13 protein-coding genes are annotated in these 15424 nt (G+C 39.9%); 9 read left to right on the forward strand and 4 right to left on the reverse strand.

The window, feature by feature from the left end; translation table 11 throughout:
* Positions 1-148: 148 nt before the first annotated feature.
* Positions 149-556 (reverse strand): hypothetical protein, encoded by a 408-nt coding sequence (locus ACTJLE_RS03915; protein ID WP_481267516.1) that lies wholly within the window; start codon positions 554-556, stop codon positions 149-151.
* Positions 557-843: 287 nt separating this feature from the next.
* On the opposite strand from ACTJLE_RS03915, the gene ACTJLE_RS03920 reads away from it, so the two are divergent.
* From ACTJLE_RS03920 to ACTJLE_RS03945, 6 genes are all read left to right on the forward strand, one after another.
* Complete coding sequence (locus ACTJLE_RS03920; protein ID WP_481267517.1) at positions 844-2961, forward strand: InlB B-repeat-containing protein; 2118 nt, start codon at positions 844-846, stop codon at positions 2959-2961.
* Between the two features lie 227 nt (positions 2962-3188).
* Positions 3189-3371 (forward strand): hypothetical protein, encoded by a 183-nt coding sequence (locus ACTJLE_RS03925; RefSeq protein WP_481267518.1) that lies wholly within the window; start codon positions 3189-3191, stop codon positions 3369-3371.
* Entirely contained in the window at positions 3364-3606 is a 243-nt protein-coding gene (locus ACTJLE_RS03930; RefSeq protein ID WP_481267519.1) for a DUF3791 domain-containing protein, read from the forward strand. Before ACTJLE_RS03925 ends, ACTJLE_RS03930 begins: the two co-directional genes overlap by 8 nt.
* Positions 3603-4097 (forward strand): DUF3990 domain-containing protein, encoded by a 495-nt coding sequence (locus ACTJLE_RS03935; RefSeq protein WP_481267520.1) that lies wholly within the window; start codon positions 3603-3605, stop codon positions 4095-4097. Before ACTJLE_RS03930 ends, ACTJLE_RS03935 begins: the two co-directional genes overlap by 4 nt.
* 6 nt (positions 4098-4103) lie before the next feature.
* A complete protein-coding gene (locus ACTJLE_RS03940) occupies positions 4104-4337 on the forward strand; it encodes a DUF3791 domain-containing protein (protein ID WP_481267521.1) in 234 nt (77 codons plus the stop codon).
* 419 nt (positions 4338-4756) lie between these two features.
* Positions 4757-6772: a leucine-rich repeat protein gene (locus ACTJLE_RS03945; protein ID WP_481267522.1), complete on the forward strand. Its 2016-nt coding sequence runs from the start codon at positions 4757-4759 to the stop codon at positions 6770-6772.
* A 212-nt stretch (positions 6773-6984) separates the two neighbouring features.
* Here the strand turns inward: ACTJLE_RS03945 and ACTJLE_RS03950 are convergent, their stop codons facing one another.
* Entirely contained in the window at positions 6985-8793 is a 1809-nt protein-coding gene (locus tag ACTJLE_RS03950; RefSeq protein ID WP_481267523.1) for a PASTA domain-containing protein, read from the reverse strand.
* 223 nt (positions 8794-9016) lie between these two features.
* Positions 9017-11689 carry a DNA gyrase/topoisomerase IV subunit A gene (locus ACTJLE_RS03955; protein WP_481267524.1) on the reverse strand — a complete coding sequence of 891 codons (2673 nt, stop codon included), beginning with the start codon at positions 11687-11689 and terminating at the stop codon, positions 9017-9019.
* Positions 11690-11851: 162 nt separating this feature from the next.
* On the opposite strand from ACTJLE_RS03955, the gene ACTJLE_RS03960 reads away from it, so the two are divergent.
* On the forward strand, positions 11852-13126 hold the full coding sequence (locus ACTJLE_RS03960) for an alkaline phosphatase family protein (RefSeq protein ID WP_481267525.1): 1275 nt from the start codon (positions 11852-11854) through the stop codon (positions 13124-13126).
* Between the two features lie 44 nt (positions 13127-13170).
* Here ACTJLE_RS03960 and sepH read toward each other — a convergent pair whose 3' ends face one another.
* Positions 13171-14391, reverse strand: a complete 1221-nt coding sequence (gene sepH, locus ACTJLE_RS03965) for a septation protein SepH (protein WP_481267526.1) — start codon at positions 14389-14391, stop codon at positions 13171-13173.
* 159 nt (positions 14392-14550) lie between these two features.
* Between sepH and ACTJLE_RS03970 the strand changes: the two genes are divergently transcribed.
* Complete coding sequence (locus ACTJLE_RS03970) at positions 14551-14844, forward strand: DUF4193 domain-containing protein (RefSeq protein ID WP_119486644.1); 294 nt, start codon at positions 14551-14553, stop codon at positions 14842-14844.
* Entirely contained in the window at positions 14845-15324 is a 480-nt protein-coding gene (gene dut / locus ACTJLE_RS03975; protein WP_119486643.1) for a dUTP diphosphatase, read from the forward strand. It begins immediately after the preceding gene.
* Positions 15325-15424: the final 100 nt, after the last annotated feature.

Below are 15424 nucleotides of genomic sequence, written 5' to 3' on the forward strand. Positions count from 1 at the left end.
CCCTTTAATAGATGCACTCATTGGAACGGATTTTGTTGAGTACTCAACATCATTCCTGCACTCTTCGCAAAACGTTTTATTATCTTTCATTATGAGCCTTTTATTGAAAATTAGCAGATTTATTATTTTTTTTGAGTTGTTTATTAGATTAGTTAAATAAATAATCTATCTGTTTATTTGCTTTATGGAATGAAATAACAACTGTTCTATTTTGCTGAGAAATAGTAATTATATTAAACTTCGTGTAAATGTTTACCATCTCACATTTACCTACGTGTGATAGTTTTACTCGTGGCGCGAATACGTAAAGCGTTTCATATTCATAGCCTCTTTTTTTGTTTTTTAACGAATGACAAAAATCTTCTACTTCAATGTTGAGAAGTATATTTTTCTGAATATCTGATCGTATGTTGTATTCTCGAATGAAGTTTATGTTTTCCTGACGATTTTCGTTTAACGAGATGGTAAAACGGTCATTTTTTATGCAGTCTTTTATCTTTGCAAGTATTGCTGAAATTTCTTCTTTTGTGTGATTCTGATTATAGTTCTTGTTCATACACCACCTCCACTTTTATGATACAAAAAATAATCGTTTTTATCAAGAAAAACGCATCTATTGATGCAAATATAATTCTTTGTGGATTGTTCATCTTGTTTGATTAATCTTGTTGCAAGTTTGCGTGTGAGGTTGGTCACATTTTGTTGCTTGTTTTTTGCTTGGTTCTATAATTGTTCATGTCCCGAATACCAGTATGCGGTTTATTTTGGGTGTTGATTCCATTTTTGTACTTTTGTACTTGATTTTGGCAATTGTTTTGGAATAGAAATTTAGGTGAGATGAAGATGAATAAGAGAACTTGCGTGATTTTGAGCACGACTATGATAAGTATTGCTACTGCGGCTTGCGCTTTTTGCATGGCACAGACTGCGAATGCTGCTGAAACATCAGCGACTACTGGCGTTAGTACGACTGTAAATTCTCCTTCCGCAACTTCCTCTACAGCAACTTCTAATACAACCAATGGGGGGGGGTCTGCTTTCGCTAAAGGTTCTGAGAAGGAAGTAAAAACTGCAGAACCAAAGAATACTGCAGAGTCTAAGAATACTGTAGAACCTAAGAATACTGCAGAACAGGGGAAGACTGCGGATTCTGCAACAACTGTTCAATCTACAGCAATCTATGCTGCTACAAGTGGTTCTGCTTCTAGCCAATCTCAAACTATCACTCAACAAAATGCCCAAAGCAATAGTCCTGCGAGTAATAATACAACTACTGATCAAGACGATACGATTTGGACGCGTGATGACTTTAACATTTCTGCTGATGGTAAAATTATTGGGCTCACGGGGCTTAACAAGACTGATGGATATCCTGGACTTAATGCAAAGGGCGTTGCAAAGCTGAAGAAGAACCCGCATATTGTCATTCCTGACGGTGTTGAAGTAATTCTTAATCAAGCTTTTATTGGGAAAAAAACTGATAAAACTCATATTGAGGGTGTTACACTTCCTGATTCGCTTAAGGTGATTGAAGATGGCGCTTTTTCGTGGCAGAAAATTAAGGGAACTATTGTTATTCCTAAAAATGTTATAGCAATTCATCCTGCGGCTTTCCTTGGTAATGAAATAGAAAAAGTAGTGTTTGAATCCACGCTTGCAGAGACTGGAAAATTTAATTCTACTGATGATCATGCTTATTATGTTGCAGGACTCGGCAATAGAGCATTTCAAGCTAATAAAATTAAGGAAATAGATTTTCAGGGGAATCTGGCAGATTATAAATTCCGTGTTGATAGTAAAGAAAAATATAACCCAAATGCTGCACCGTTTAGTAATCAGGATTTGGGAGAGATCACTATTGAAGTAGAAGAAGCATATAAAAGACCTATTTGTGTTAGCGAAAATGCTGGTCATCTAAATTCTATGGAAGGCTTTGTTGAAAACGGTAGTCTTGTTACACTTGATTATTCATCTTATTTTGAAAAGAATAGCAAAGGTGAATATATAGCTAAAAAAGTTGGCAAATTAAGCGGCTTAGTTATGTTGTACGACACAGTTAATGGGGAAAATCGCAATGTTGCTTCTGCTCGATTCACCTACAACATTATTCCTATGGCTAAGATTTACAAGGTTACGTTCGTAAATGGCAATGACAGTAATTATGCTTCTGTGCAAGTTAAGGAAGGCAAAAGAATAAGTGATGAGAGTGTTAAAGGTCAGAAGATGCCGGATGATCCTACGAAGTCTGGGTTTACTTTTGAAGGTTGGAATGAAAAGCAAGACGGCACTGGTGAAGTATTTGATGATAGCACTACTGTAAATAAAGATTTAACAGTTTACTCTATTTTCAAGGATTATCCACCAGTTATTACAGTTCAGAATAAGACGATTACTGAGGGTGATTCGCTTGATTTAAATAGTCTTGTTGTTTCTGCGACCGATAAAGAAGATGGAGATTTAAAGAGCAGCGTTCAGCTTACTGATAATGGTGGCTTTGATAATACTAAAGTTGGTTCGTATAAGATTACGTTTAGTGTAACAGATAACGGCGGCAAGACTGCTACAGCAGCTGCCACGGTGACTGTTACTAAGAAGCCGACCCCTCCAACTCCGCCAGCTCCTACGCCAGAACCAGAGCCAACGCCTGAACCTGAGCCGGATATTGATTGGGATGATATTCCGGATATAGATTTGACTCCGGATAAAGAGCCGGAGCCAGTTCCTGTTCCGTTTATTGTTGCTCCAGCTCCGATTTTGCCGCCTGCTGAAGCAGAGCCGGAACCTGCACCAGCTCCTTCGCAACCAAAGCAGCCGGAACAACAAGCTAAGCACGTTGCTAAGCATCTTCCTAAAACCGGCTCAACTGCAACCCCAATTCTCGCTTCCGCGATTGCCTCGCTTTTCGCAGGTCTTGCCGGACTTGCTGAATCATTTGCTTTAACTCGTAAGCGCAGAAACTAGTTATAAGTTGTAATTTGTAAGTTGTAATTTACAAGTTATAACCAATACGTAGTTTTAATTGCTTACGTTTTAGTAATTAAGGCTTCTGTTTAATGTTTAATACACTAAGCAGAAGCCTTATTTATATTTTTTTTGATGTAGACTTGTGTTAGATGTGTTAGAACTTGTTGTATACGCATTATCTAGTAGATGTATTTCTAATAATGTTATTACAAAAGGAGGGTTGTATGCCTGATTTAGATGCTATTTCTGATCTATCTACAACAGATTGTGCCCTTTGCAAGAAATATCATATTCCTAATGCTGATACGCTTGCTGCATTTGAAGAAGCTGAACAACTTAAATTTAATCCTAATGTGAAAACATATAGTTCATTTGATGAGTTTTTGAAAGATCTTGAAGATGAATGATATTAATCAAACGAGCTTTGACAAAGATAAGCTTGATTTTGCAATATTTTGTATTGAAAATGTTGCTAAAAAGCTTAATCAAAACCCTCGTGATACGTATGATGCTTTGACTAAGAAAAGTAATATTCTTATGTCTTATATTGTTCCATCTTATGATGTTTTGCATACTCAAGGAAAAGATTATATTACGAACGATATTATTTCTTTCATGCGCGAAAAAGGTGTGGAAGTATGATTGTTTATCACGGTTCGTTTATGCCTGTTGAATTTCCGGACATATTGCATTCGCGTAAAGATGTTGATTTCGGTGCAGGTTTTTACACTACTTCAATACGCAGCCAGGCTGATAAGTGGGCGAAGAAATTTATTCGCAAGGGCAAAGATGCTTTTGTTTCTTCTTATGATTTTGATGAGGATGCTCTTAATGAATTGTCTGTGCTTAAGTTTGATTCATATTCTGAAGAATGGCTTAATTTTATACTTAATGCTCGTTCCGGGAATGACTCAAGTAGTTTTGATGTAGTAATCGGCGGAGTGGCAAACGATCAGGTTTATAACACTCTTGAATTGTTTTTTGATAATTTAATTACTAAAGCTGAAGCTTTGGGTAGGCTAAAATATGAAAAGCCCAATAATCAAATTTGTTTTAGAAGTCAAAAAGCTATTGATTTGTGTCTTACATACGTAAAAAGCGAGTGTGTAAGTGGCAAAATTTTAGGGGAGTGAGGGATTTTGAAGGCGAATCCTGTTTTGTTGCAAAAGAAGTATGCGAGGGTTGTAAGTCTTTTAGCTGAGCGTGCTGGTTTGAGTTATGAGCAGGCTCTTGACGTGTTTTATCATTCCGTTACTTACGATTTAATGCGCAACGGTATTTCGGATATGCATTGTATGAGTGATGGATATTTGGTGCAAGATTTGCTAGAAGAAATGCATGATGCAAGTAGTTCTAACAATGCGTCTAGTTGACTGAGATAGTAACGGTGTTTTGCTTAACATTGTTGTTTTCTCAGTTGATTAGCTGAGTCAGTAACGGTGTTGAGGCTGTGAGTGTTGTTTTCTCAGCTGGTTGACTGAGTTTTTAACAGTGTTTTGCCAATTATCGTTACTTTCTCAGTTGGGTAGCTGAGTTAGTAACGGTGTGTGACGAGGGGAGACCTCGCTTGAGTTGAAATATCACTGCTCTTCAATATCAAACAGTTGCACAGGCACTCATTCTGATTTGTTTGGTAAATAGTAATTGCTAATTTGTGAGCTTGGTCACATTTTGTTATGTTGATATGAGGTTATTCATATAATTGTATATATACGTTGCTTAGCAATGTTATGAGAGCAGAGTGTGTGAGTTTTTATTAAATAATTTTTATATTTTCTAAAAAGAGGGCAAGATGAATAAAAGAACTTCGATTTTGCTGTCTACTACGATGGCAAGTATTGCTACTGCGGCTTGCGCTTTTTGCATGGCACAGAGCGCGAATGCTGCTGATGTTTCTACTTCTACTTCTACTAGTTCTGTGAATGCTTCTACTGTAACTTCTGTTGATGGAGTAACTTCTGAAAAAGTTTCTAAAGATGATTCATCTACGACTCAAAACTTGAAGAGTGAAGATTCTAGTTCAGCTAATGGGGGGGGGTCTGCTTTCAATAGCACTTCTGTTGTAAAATCCTCTCAAGATATTGGCTCTTCTGAAGCTAATAAAGCTAATAAAACAAATATTTCACAAACTGATGTTGTAAAAAGCATGCATGAAGATAGAAGTGTAATAAGCACTTCCGAGCATAGTGATGGTGTTAATTCTTCTACTACTCCTACTGATGATTCTTTGACTTGGACGCGTGATGATTTTAACATTACTCCTGACGGCAAGCAGATTGGTTATAGGAAGTACGTTAAGACTTCTACCGGTATTGTTGATAAAATAATAAAAGGTCTTAATGAAAAGGGCCTTGCTAAGCTTAAGAAGAATCCGCATATTGTCATTCCAGATGGTATTGAAGTAATCGGAGATGTTGCTTTTAATGGTGCTGTGACAAAAGTTGGTGGAGAGAATAAACATATTGATGGCGAACAATATATCGAAAGTGTTACGCTTCCTCAATCTCTTAAAATTATAGGGTACGGAGCATTTGGCTGGAACAAAATTAAAGGAACAGTTGTAATTCCTAAAAATGTAATTTCTATACAAAATGGTGCTTTTCATGCTAATGAAATTCAAAAGGTCGTATTTGATGGAAAGATTGATGGTAAAGACAAGCTCAACAAAGAAGATAAAAAAGAATACTATTTGGCTGGAATTTTGAAATATGCATTTAGCAGAAATAAGATTTCTGAAATAGATTTTGCTAATAAAACGAGTGATTATGAATTATTGCCAATAGATGGTTTGAGTAATGACATGAAAGAAATGCCATTCTTTGGCCAGGAATTTGAAATAAAAGTTAGAGTTGGTGATGAATTTAAGAATCCACTTATTATTAAGCAAAATGATAAAAATCCTGACACAATATCCTCTTATGGAGGTTTTGTAACTAGCAAGGATAGTCAAAATTATGTTCTTGCTGAAAAAACTGGATATTTTAACAAAACTAAAGACGGTAAGATTATTGCATCAAAACCAGGTACTCTATACGGTGCATGGATGCTTTGTGATAGTCACGCAGGCTTTACTCCAGCAAGACCTATTATTAACGCTAATTTTACATATAAAATTCTTCCTAAGATTGACACGGTTACGTTTGTAGACGGAAGCAATAGTTCAGTAAGACATGTTGAAGATGGTTACTCGATAAATGGCGATTCTTTAACTGACCAGTCTATGCCGGATGATCCTACGAAGCCTGGGTTTACTTTTAACGGCTGGCTTATGCGGCAAGATGGTAAAGTTACTCAGTTCACTGGTGATACTACTGTGAATGGCGATATTTCGGTGTATAGCTCTTATACGCCTAAACCGCCAACTCCGCCAGTTCCTACGCCAGAGCCGGAGCCTGAACCAGAACCAGCTCCAACGCCGGAACCGGAACCGGAGCAGGATATTGATTGGGATGATATTCCGGATATAGACCTAACTCCGGAGACTGATTTTCCTGTTAAGCCTTATGAGTCTTCTCCTATGGCTGTTCCGTTTATGGTTGAGAATGCTGCTCTTTCGGCATTTAAACAGGAATCAGATCAGTGTTCTTCTGAGCCAAAGTCCGCAGAAGTTTCAACTAAGCAAGAGCAGTCTTACGTTGCTGTTCAGCAAAAGCGTCCAGAATTGAAGCACGTTTCTGCCAAAAGTTATCGCTTGTCTAAAACCGGCTCAACTGCAACCCCAGTTCTCGCTTCCGCAATTGCTTCGCTTTTCGCTGGTCTTGCCGGACTTGCTGAATCATTTGCTGCAACGCGCAAGCGCAGAAATTAGTTGTAACTTGTAAATTGTAAATCGTAAGTGGCAAGCAATACGTAGTTTTAATTGCCTACGTTTTAATTGCTTACGTTTTAATAATTAAGGCTTCTGTTTAATGTTTAATACACTAAGCAGAAGCCTTATTTTGCGTTGAAAGCGCGGTGCGCTTCAATATCAAACAGCTAACGGGTACTCATTCTAATTTGTTTTGCAATTTAGCAAAAGCACTAATTAAACGTTTTAATAATATCAAGCAGTGACCAGTTAATAGGATCTTCAAGCTTGTAGTAAACGTTGCTATCGTCTGGAGCTGGCGCGAAAGGAACTGGCTTGTTCTTTCTTGTCGGCACAAACGGGCTAGTTGGATAATCTGGTCCAACCCCACTGTCATCAGGAATAGCTACTTGTGTTTTATCGTACAGCTTTGGATCTCTTCGCATAATGAACGGTCGGCTAAAATCAGGCTTATTTTTACCTTCGCCCTTAAAGTATCCGCTCTTTTCAAGTTCCTCAAATTTTGTATTTACAGGAACTAGCACAAAGAAATCATGCATTTTGTAAGTTAATCCTGTATTAGCATCTTTGGAAGAACCAGTATACATTCCTTGATCATCAAATTTTTCAGGACTGTTTTCTGCGTTTATCTCTTTACCATGCTCACAAACTACTGTACCTGGTGATGGGTATGAGATATCGTTTCCGCAAGATGGTAGGCCGAATCCTTTGTAGAATTCTACTGCGCCAGTATCGCCAGAAAGCAAATGATTTTTCATCATGTCATACGCAGGTGATTTTTTATCGTACAGAATAGGTGCCGATATATCTTGCGAAAAGTTACTCATACTAAGATAATTGTCATCAGACATAAGCATAGGCGACGTTCCATCATGCATTAAATCGCCAATACGCGTTCCCAACACAACTGTAGATTCACCTTGATTAGACGATGGTGCTTCATTGAAGTACAGGCAATCGCCGCCTTTCTTGCACCAAACTCCTGCAATTGGAGAAAGGCCTTTTGTTACTCGAACATCAGCATTATCCATTCCGCCCAAATGCATTTTTTTAGTTAGCACTTCTTTTGTTTCATTGGCACCAACACCGTAATACACTGTAATATCTCCAGTGTTCATGGCATATAAGTCGCCTAAATCAGGGTAGGAGCCGGTAATCTTACCAACGAAATCTTTCGAAGAGAATCTTGGCTTTAATTTGTAGTTAGTTATGCCAGCTTTTTCAAGCATCTTCTTTGCAGTATTCTTATCTTTTCCTAATATGTCTGCAGGCACAACTTTTCCATAGTCTTTACTATCAATAGGTGTAGCAATAGCGATGTGCATATTGTCACCTTCGTAAGCAGGAACAAAAGCGTGTCCAGGAGTTGGGTAAGTTGCTACAACAGTGCCAGGCTTTGAAGTTGCAGCAACTTTATGAACCTGCACTTTGATTCCCATTTCTTTTACTTCTTTAGTGATTTCCTTCAATGTTTTGCCAATAACATTTTTTGGCATTCCAGGACCTAAAGATTCAACGACGGTAACTATTCTAGATGCTTTTACAGCTTCTCCTGGCTTGGCGCCCTTTATCTTTAAGAAAGATCCTCGCTTTGCGCGCCCAAATTCTTGAATAACGCGCACTTTTAAGCCTCGGCTTCGAAGTTTTTTAACAGCTTCTTGAGCATTCGCAACTTTTATTACTGGAATTGTAACCGTTTTGTTTTGATTCACAAAGTAATATGTGATGCCGAAAATAGCAGCAGCTAGTATGACAATTAATGAGATGATTGCAACAATCAGCTTTGAATGTTTCTTATTTGGTTTTTGTGTGATTGCGGCTTGCTCGGATGGTTGATTAGCTTGCGTAAATTGTTCAGTTTGCGGAACTTGATTAATCTGCGTAACCTGCTCAGTTTGAGTAACTTGTTCAGGCTGCGTAACCTGCTCAGGCTGCGTAACCTGCTCAATAGATTCGCCGCAATGTTCGCAGAACTTATCGTTTGCATCAACACTGGCACCGCAGTTAGTACAAAATGCCATAATCGTTCCTTTTCTCTGTATCTATATAACCGACTAATCGACTAACCGACTTATAGCCTTTTTATAACTTTTTATAACTTATTTTAAACCCATATCTAAGCTATTTTGTGGCTTTTATACAGATTATTTCCGTAAGCAACAGTATCGATTTTACTACGTTACTTTAATACACAAATGCTTTTAATAAATAAATGCTGTATAAAATATTTATTTACTATTTTTCCTACCCAATGTGCGCAATTGGGGATACAAGTTCGGTTCCAGAACCGTCCCTTCGCATATCTGGTTTAGGTAGCTCCACGTTACTTCCACCTTCTGTAACAGCTTGCAAAGGATAGTATCCAACGTATGCGTGAATTAAAGTATCTTGACCTTTAAGGAATCGTTGCGAGCGCACGCCGCCGGTTGCGCGCCCCTTTGTTGGGTACATGTCGAACGGCGTAAGTTTTGCAGCACCGTTTTCTGTTCCAGGAAGCGCTTCGCTGTCTCCTGCAACAGTGAATACTACGGTTCCAGATGCGGAGAATAATCCGTTTTCGCCTTCTTCGTAATGCCATTCGATTGCTTTTTCTGGCACAACAGCAAAGGTTGCAACTTTAGCGCCTTCTGCTAGGCGAATGCCAGCCATTCCGCCTGCTGTGCGTCCTTGAGGGCGAACTTGCTTTGCGTCAAACGTTAAAAGCGAAGAATCTGTGCTAATGAACACGAGCCTGTCGTTATCTTTAGCTGGTGCTGCAGCAATAACAGAATCATCATCTTTCAAGTCGATTATGCTCCACGAGTCCATGGTTGTTGGAGCTTCGCAGTTCCAACGTTTTACTACGCCATTTTTTGTTCCAAGTGCAAGCGGTGTAGCTTCGTTAGAATTGTCTAATGCAATTGCCGCAATCACTTGTTCGCCTTTTACAGGCTCAGTGCTTTGAGTTGACAGCAACAATTCTTGCGCTTTTACTCCGTGAGATAGTAGCGCCGGCTTTTCTTCTTCGTAATGTAGTTGTGGAAGATCCGAAACTTGCGCTAATACTAAGCGTCCTGCTGAAGTAATAAGAGCATATGTTGCGCGAGTAGTTGTTGCGAACATTGTTGCGCAAGGTGTGTCAAATACGTTGTTGTTGTGCGAATTCCAATGTTCTAACACTTCGGCACTTGTTCTAGCGATTAATCCGGAAGTGCTTAATGCTACTGCGCAAGGTTCGTCGCTTAGTTGCAAGGCTGCCGACGCGGCTGTTGCAGCGTCTGTTTCTCCAGATTTACGCGTGAGCTTGGCTGCGGCTGCTAAGTCTGCTTGTGTTGAAGTAATTTTATTAGCAGATTGAACGGCTTTAATAGCATCATCTTCGCTGTTTTTACTTACGCTTGAAGAAACTGGAGTAAAGCTTCCGTCTTCATTTTCGTCAAGTAGAATTGTTCGTCTTGGAGTATCCCACTGTTTAACAGCAGCATCCATGTCTGCTATTACTACGCTATCTAGTTTCGCTTCAGAGCCTAAAATTTGGTTAAGTTCTTCAATTTTTTTAAGCAAATCGTCGCGTTCAGCTTCAAGCTCAATTCGGCTCATTTTAGTAAGTCTGCGTAAACGCAAGTCGAGAATATACTGTGCTTGAATTTCGTCAAGATCAAATACTTTAATCAACTTGGTTTTTGCACTATCCGCGTCTTCAGAAGAGCGAATAACTTGAATAACCTCATCAATATCAAGAAGCGCAAGAAGAAGGCCGTCAACTAAGTGCAAGCGCTCTTTAGCTTTCGTGCGCCTAAATTCACTGCGCCTTCTAACAACTGTTCTGCGGTGTGCAATCCACACGTCCAAAAGCTCACGCAATCCCATTGTGTGAGGTCTGCCGTCTACTAACGCAACATTGTTAATAGTAAAGCTTTCTTGAAGAGGAGTGTGCTTAAAAAGTTGCGCAAGAACTGCGTTAGGGTCAAAGCCTGTTTTAATTTCAATAACAAGACGAGTGCCATTGTGCCTGTCTGTTAAATCAATCGCTCCAGAAATGCCATCTAGTTTACGAGCTTTAACACCTTGCGAAATTCGCTCTAAAACTCGCTCAGGACCAACCATAAACGGAAGTTCGGTAACAATAATCGCTTTTTTGCGAGCGGTAATATTCTCAATATGCGTTGTAGAGCGAGTTGTAAACGCGCCTCGTCCTGTTTCGTATGCTTCGCGGATTCCGCTTCGGCCAATAATAATGCCTCCGCCTGGCCAGTCCGGTCCTGGAACGAGTTTCATAAGATCGTCCAATGTGGCTTCAGGATGTTTCATAACGTATTTTGCTGCTGCAACGACTTCGCCTAAATTATGCGTTGCCATGTTTGTTGCCATACCAACAGCAATACCGGAAGCTCCGTTTACTAGCAGGTTTGGAATAGCAGACGGCAGAACAGTAGGCTCTTTAAGCTTGTTGTCGTAGTTTGGCGCAAAATCAACAGTATCTTCGTTAATATCCGCGTTCATTCCAAGAGCTGCTGGAGCTAAACGCGCTTCCGTATAACGTGATGCTGCAGGGCCGTCGTCAAGAGAACCAAAGTTACCGTGTCCGTCAACAAGAGGCAAACGTAGTGAAAATGGTTGCGCTAATCGAACCATTGCTTCGTAAATTGCTGAATCTCCGTGAGGATGCAACTTACCCATTACTTCGCCAACTACGCGAGCAGACTTCATGTAAGCGTGATCAGGGCTTAAATTCATATTGCCCATTTGGTAAATAATTCTGCGTTGCACAGGCTTCATGCCGTCTCTTGCGTCCGGAAGAGCGCGAGCGTAAATAACAGAATAAGCGTATTCGAGGAATGATTTGCTCATTTCCTCATTCAATGGTGTTTCAACAATATGCTCTTTAACTTTTCTAGGATCGAAAGCTTGCTGTGTTGCATGACGGCGTGAAGGCATATTGAGAACTCCTTGAATAATATTACGGCTATTAATATTACCAATTTATATGCACAAACTACATGTTTTTACTTAATTTTTGCTTAATTAATAAGCTTTTTGTGGGCTTTTCTCGCTCAATTTTATTTTGCTCTATTCTATATCAGTGGTTCAATAGTGAGTATGAGTGTTGACGTGCCTTCTCAAAAAGAATTGTTGCAATTTGTTAGCAATGTTTCTTATGGAGATTTTACGAGTGGTGAAATTAGTAAAAGCGAATACGATAGCAATTCTTCTAATAGTGATTCTTCAAAAAGAATTGGGGGAGCGCTTCATATTTCTTCAATTTTGCCAGCTTTAAGTGACGCAATTGGCGCTCCTGTATGCACTAAAATACATAAAAACCCAAGTGTTTTGCGTGAAAGTCTTGGCATTCCTAAGTCTCGTGCTGCAATTGTTGTGCTTGTTGACGGTTTAGGTTATTGGAATATTCTTATGCGCAAAGGTCACGCACCTTATTTGCGTTCGCTTTTAAACGAGCCTTTAAATCAGCGTCCTATTTTAACTTGCGTTCCTAGCACAACTGTTGCCGCAATGGCAACTTTCGGTACTGGCACATGCCCAGGTCTTACTTGCATGACCGGGTATACCCAAAAGAATCCTAAAACAGGAAAGCTTTCTCAGCTTATTCAATTTAATGACGCTCCAGATCCTTTGGAATTACAGCAGCAGCCAACTATATTTGAAAGCTTGGTTTCTAAAGGCGTTCGTTCAGATAGTGTAAGTTTGCCAAAATTTGAGCATTCTCCTCTTACTAAAGCTGCTTTTCGTGGAGCGAATTATATTACTGGCGGCACTCCTAGAGCCAGAATTATGAAAGCTGCAGAAACAACTAAAACTCCTGGCTTAACGTATTTATATTTGCGAGATACGGATAAGGTTGGTCATAATTATGGTTGGAATTCTGAGCAGTGGGTTGCGGCTTTTGAGCAAGTTGATGCGCAATTGCGATTATTGCAGCGAAATTGCGCGCCTGGAACTGTAATTGTTATTACGGCAGATCATGGAATGATTGAAGTCGATCCAGACTTGACTGTCGATATTGCAAAGAACGAAAATTTGATGCGCTCAGTGAGCTTGGTTGGTGGAGAGCCTCGTTCGGTTATGCTTTATGCAGATTCTGAAGCTAATACTGAAGATATTATTAGCCGTTGGAAAGAAGTTCTTGGCAATAACGCGCTTATTCGAAGTAAAAAACAAGCTATTCAAGACGGTGTTTTTGGTGAAGTTAATGCCAATGCGGAAGATGTAATTGGAGATGTTTTAGTACAAGCATGTAACTCTTGCACTATTGTTGATTCTCGTATTCAGTCCGAAAAAGCAATGAGCCTTCCAAGCGTGCACGGATCAATAACTCACATGGAAATGGATATTCCATGTCTTATTGACCTAAAGTAAGCTTATTGACTTAAAGCAAGCTTCACAAAGCAATATCAGACTTATCAGCCTTCGCCGAATAAAATCTCATCCCAGCTCGGAACAGCAGCTCTACCGCTTCTACGCTTATTATGATCCGCAGATGTTTTTTCAGCGCGATTAGATTCTTGACTTTGCTCAACTCCGCTTGTTTCATCAGCATTAGTTTTATTTACTACTGCGTTTGCGTCATCGCTTGCTGATTTAGTTACAGCAGCGTCAGCTTTTTCTGCTTCTTTAACTTTTGCAGCTAAAGACTTTTGCGCTTGAGAATCGTCAATAAGTGCAGATTGAACTGGAGAATGCGTTTCCTTCTTAGAAGATTCTTCCGCACCAATTAGCGGCGTCTGTTCAGAATTATTATTTTTTGCGCCCGCATTTTTAAGTGCTGACGTTTTTTTAGAATTCTTAACGGACTCGTTTTTATTTTCTTCGAACTGCAAGTCTTGATTCTCGTCAGTTTGAGGCGCTATTTCGGAAAGTTTATCGCTGTTACGAAGCTCCCATTGCGAAACTGCGCGCTCAATTCGAGCAGAGCGAATAGAATTTCCAGGCAACTCTTCTGAATTAAACGGGAAGTTAATGCTTACAGTGTCTCTGTAAGCTCCGCCGTACGGTGCCTGTTTTGCGCTTTCAGCAGCGTTTACGTCTTCTCCAAGTAATAAGCGAGATGAAGGATTTGCGCACGTAACTGAATTATCGTGCATATTCCAAGTCCACTCAGCTTTAATAGTTCGTGTGGCAGTTTTAAAAGTCGCTGTAATAAGCCATGGCTCTAAACCTCGACGTGTTGCACGCCATTTAATGGTTTCCATGCCAATATGTGCTTTAGCTAATGTGCGCTCGATTAAGTCTGCAAGAGTGCGCATATTGCTTTGCTTTGGTGCAGGTACTAGAAGGAACTGCTCAATAGCGTACTGTTTTTCTGTTTCCACACCCGCAGAGAAGCGTCGAACTTGCGTTTCGCTCACATTGTAACGTTGAGCTACGTGAGAAGGGTCAACGCCTGCGCGAATTAAGGCTTGAATTTGCGAAATAGGTAAAGTTGCTGTAGTCGAAGTAGCGTTATTGTCTGCTTCGCCGTTTTTGTCGTTGTTTTGACGAGTAATCTGGTGTGATTCGGCAATGGCACGTTCCAGCGTGTCGTCCACTTGAATACTCAACGGCGTGTTTTCGCAAATAAAAATCAAATTGCCGTCTGCATCAACATGGTCGAAACTCGCCGCTTTTGGCGGATTTTCAAGCATTATGCACCACTTTCTTCGCTTGTAACAATACTATGTATATACTTTAGTCCATACACTGCATTCTTTACCACTATATGTAAAATAAAATATGTGTATTCCACGGGGTACCATTCGTGTATGCTATGCGCGTAAGGTAGCTTTAAAAACGAAAGGACCATAATGGCACAGGATTATGATTCTCCTCGTAGCAAAGATGAGGACGAAGAGTCGTTGGAAGCTTTGAGCAAAGGTTCTCAAAATACAAGCAGCGACATTGATGATGATGAAAACGCTATTGCTGAAGACTACGAATTACCAGGTGCTGATTTAAGCAACGAAGATGCTTCTGTAACTGTTATTCCTATGCAAGGCGACGAATTTATTTGTTCTGAATGCTTCTTAGTTAAGCATAGGAGCCAGTTGGCTGAAACTACTGCTGACGGTCAGCCGGTTTGCAAGGAGTGCGCAGCTTAAATGGCATATGACGAGACCTATACTGGCCCCGAACAGGTTGAAGTATTAATTCAGTATCTTAATGATGAAGGCTCTCAATTGCCTCCGCTTTGCTATGCGCATGCAGGTGATGCTGGAGCTGATTTAAGAACTACTGAAGATTTTACTTTGCGACCATTTGAACGTGCGCTTGTGCCAACCGGTGTTGCTATTTGCTTGCCTGCAGGTTATGTTGCTTTAGTGCATCCGCGTTCTGGTTTAGCAGCTAAGCAGGGCGTAACTGTGTTGAACGCTCCTGGAACAGTTGATGCTGGATACCGTGGGGAAATTAAAGTACCACTTATTAATTTGGACCCTGAAAACACAGTGCATTTCCATCGTGGCGATCGCATTGCGCAAATGGTTATACAACGTTACGTAGAAGCGCAATTTATTCCAGCTGCACAATTGCCTGGTTCAGATCGTTCAGATAAAGGCTTTGGCTCAACAGGAGTAAAATAATCTAATTCAATAATCCGACCAGTTTTATGCTGTGTCGGATTTATTGTATTCAGATTTATTTGATTTGCTTATAAAAATTTTGTAGAGCATAATGCTTGTA

It is taken from the genome of Gardnerella sp. CCPDSM, from assembly GCF_056754715.1.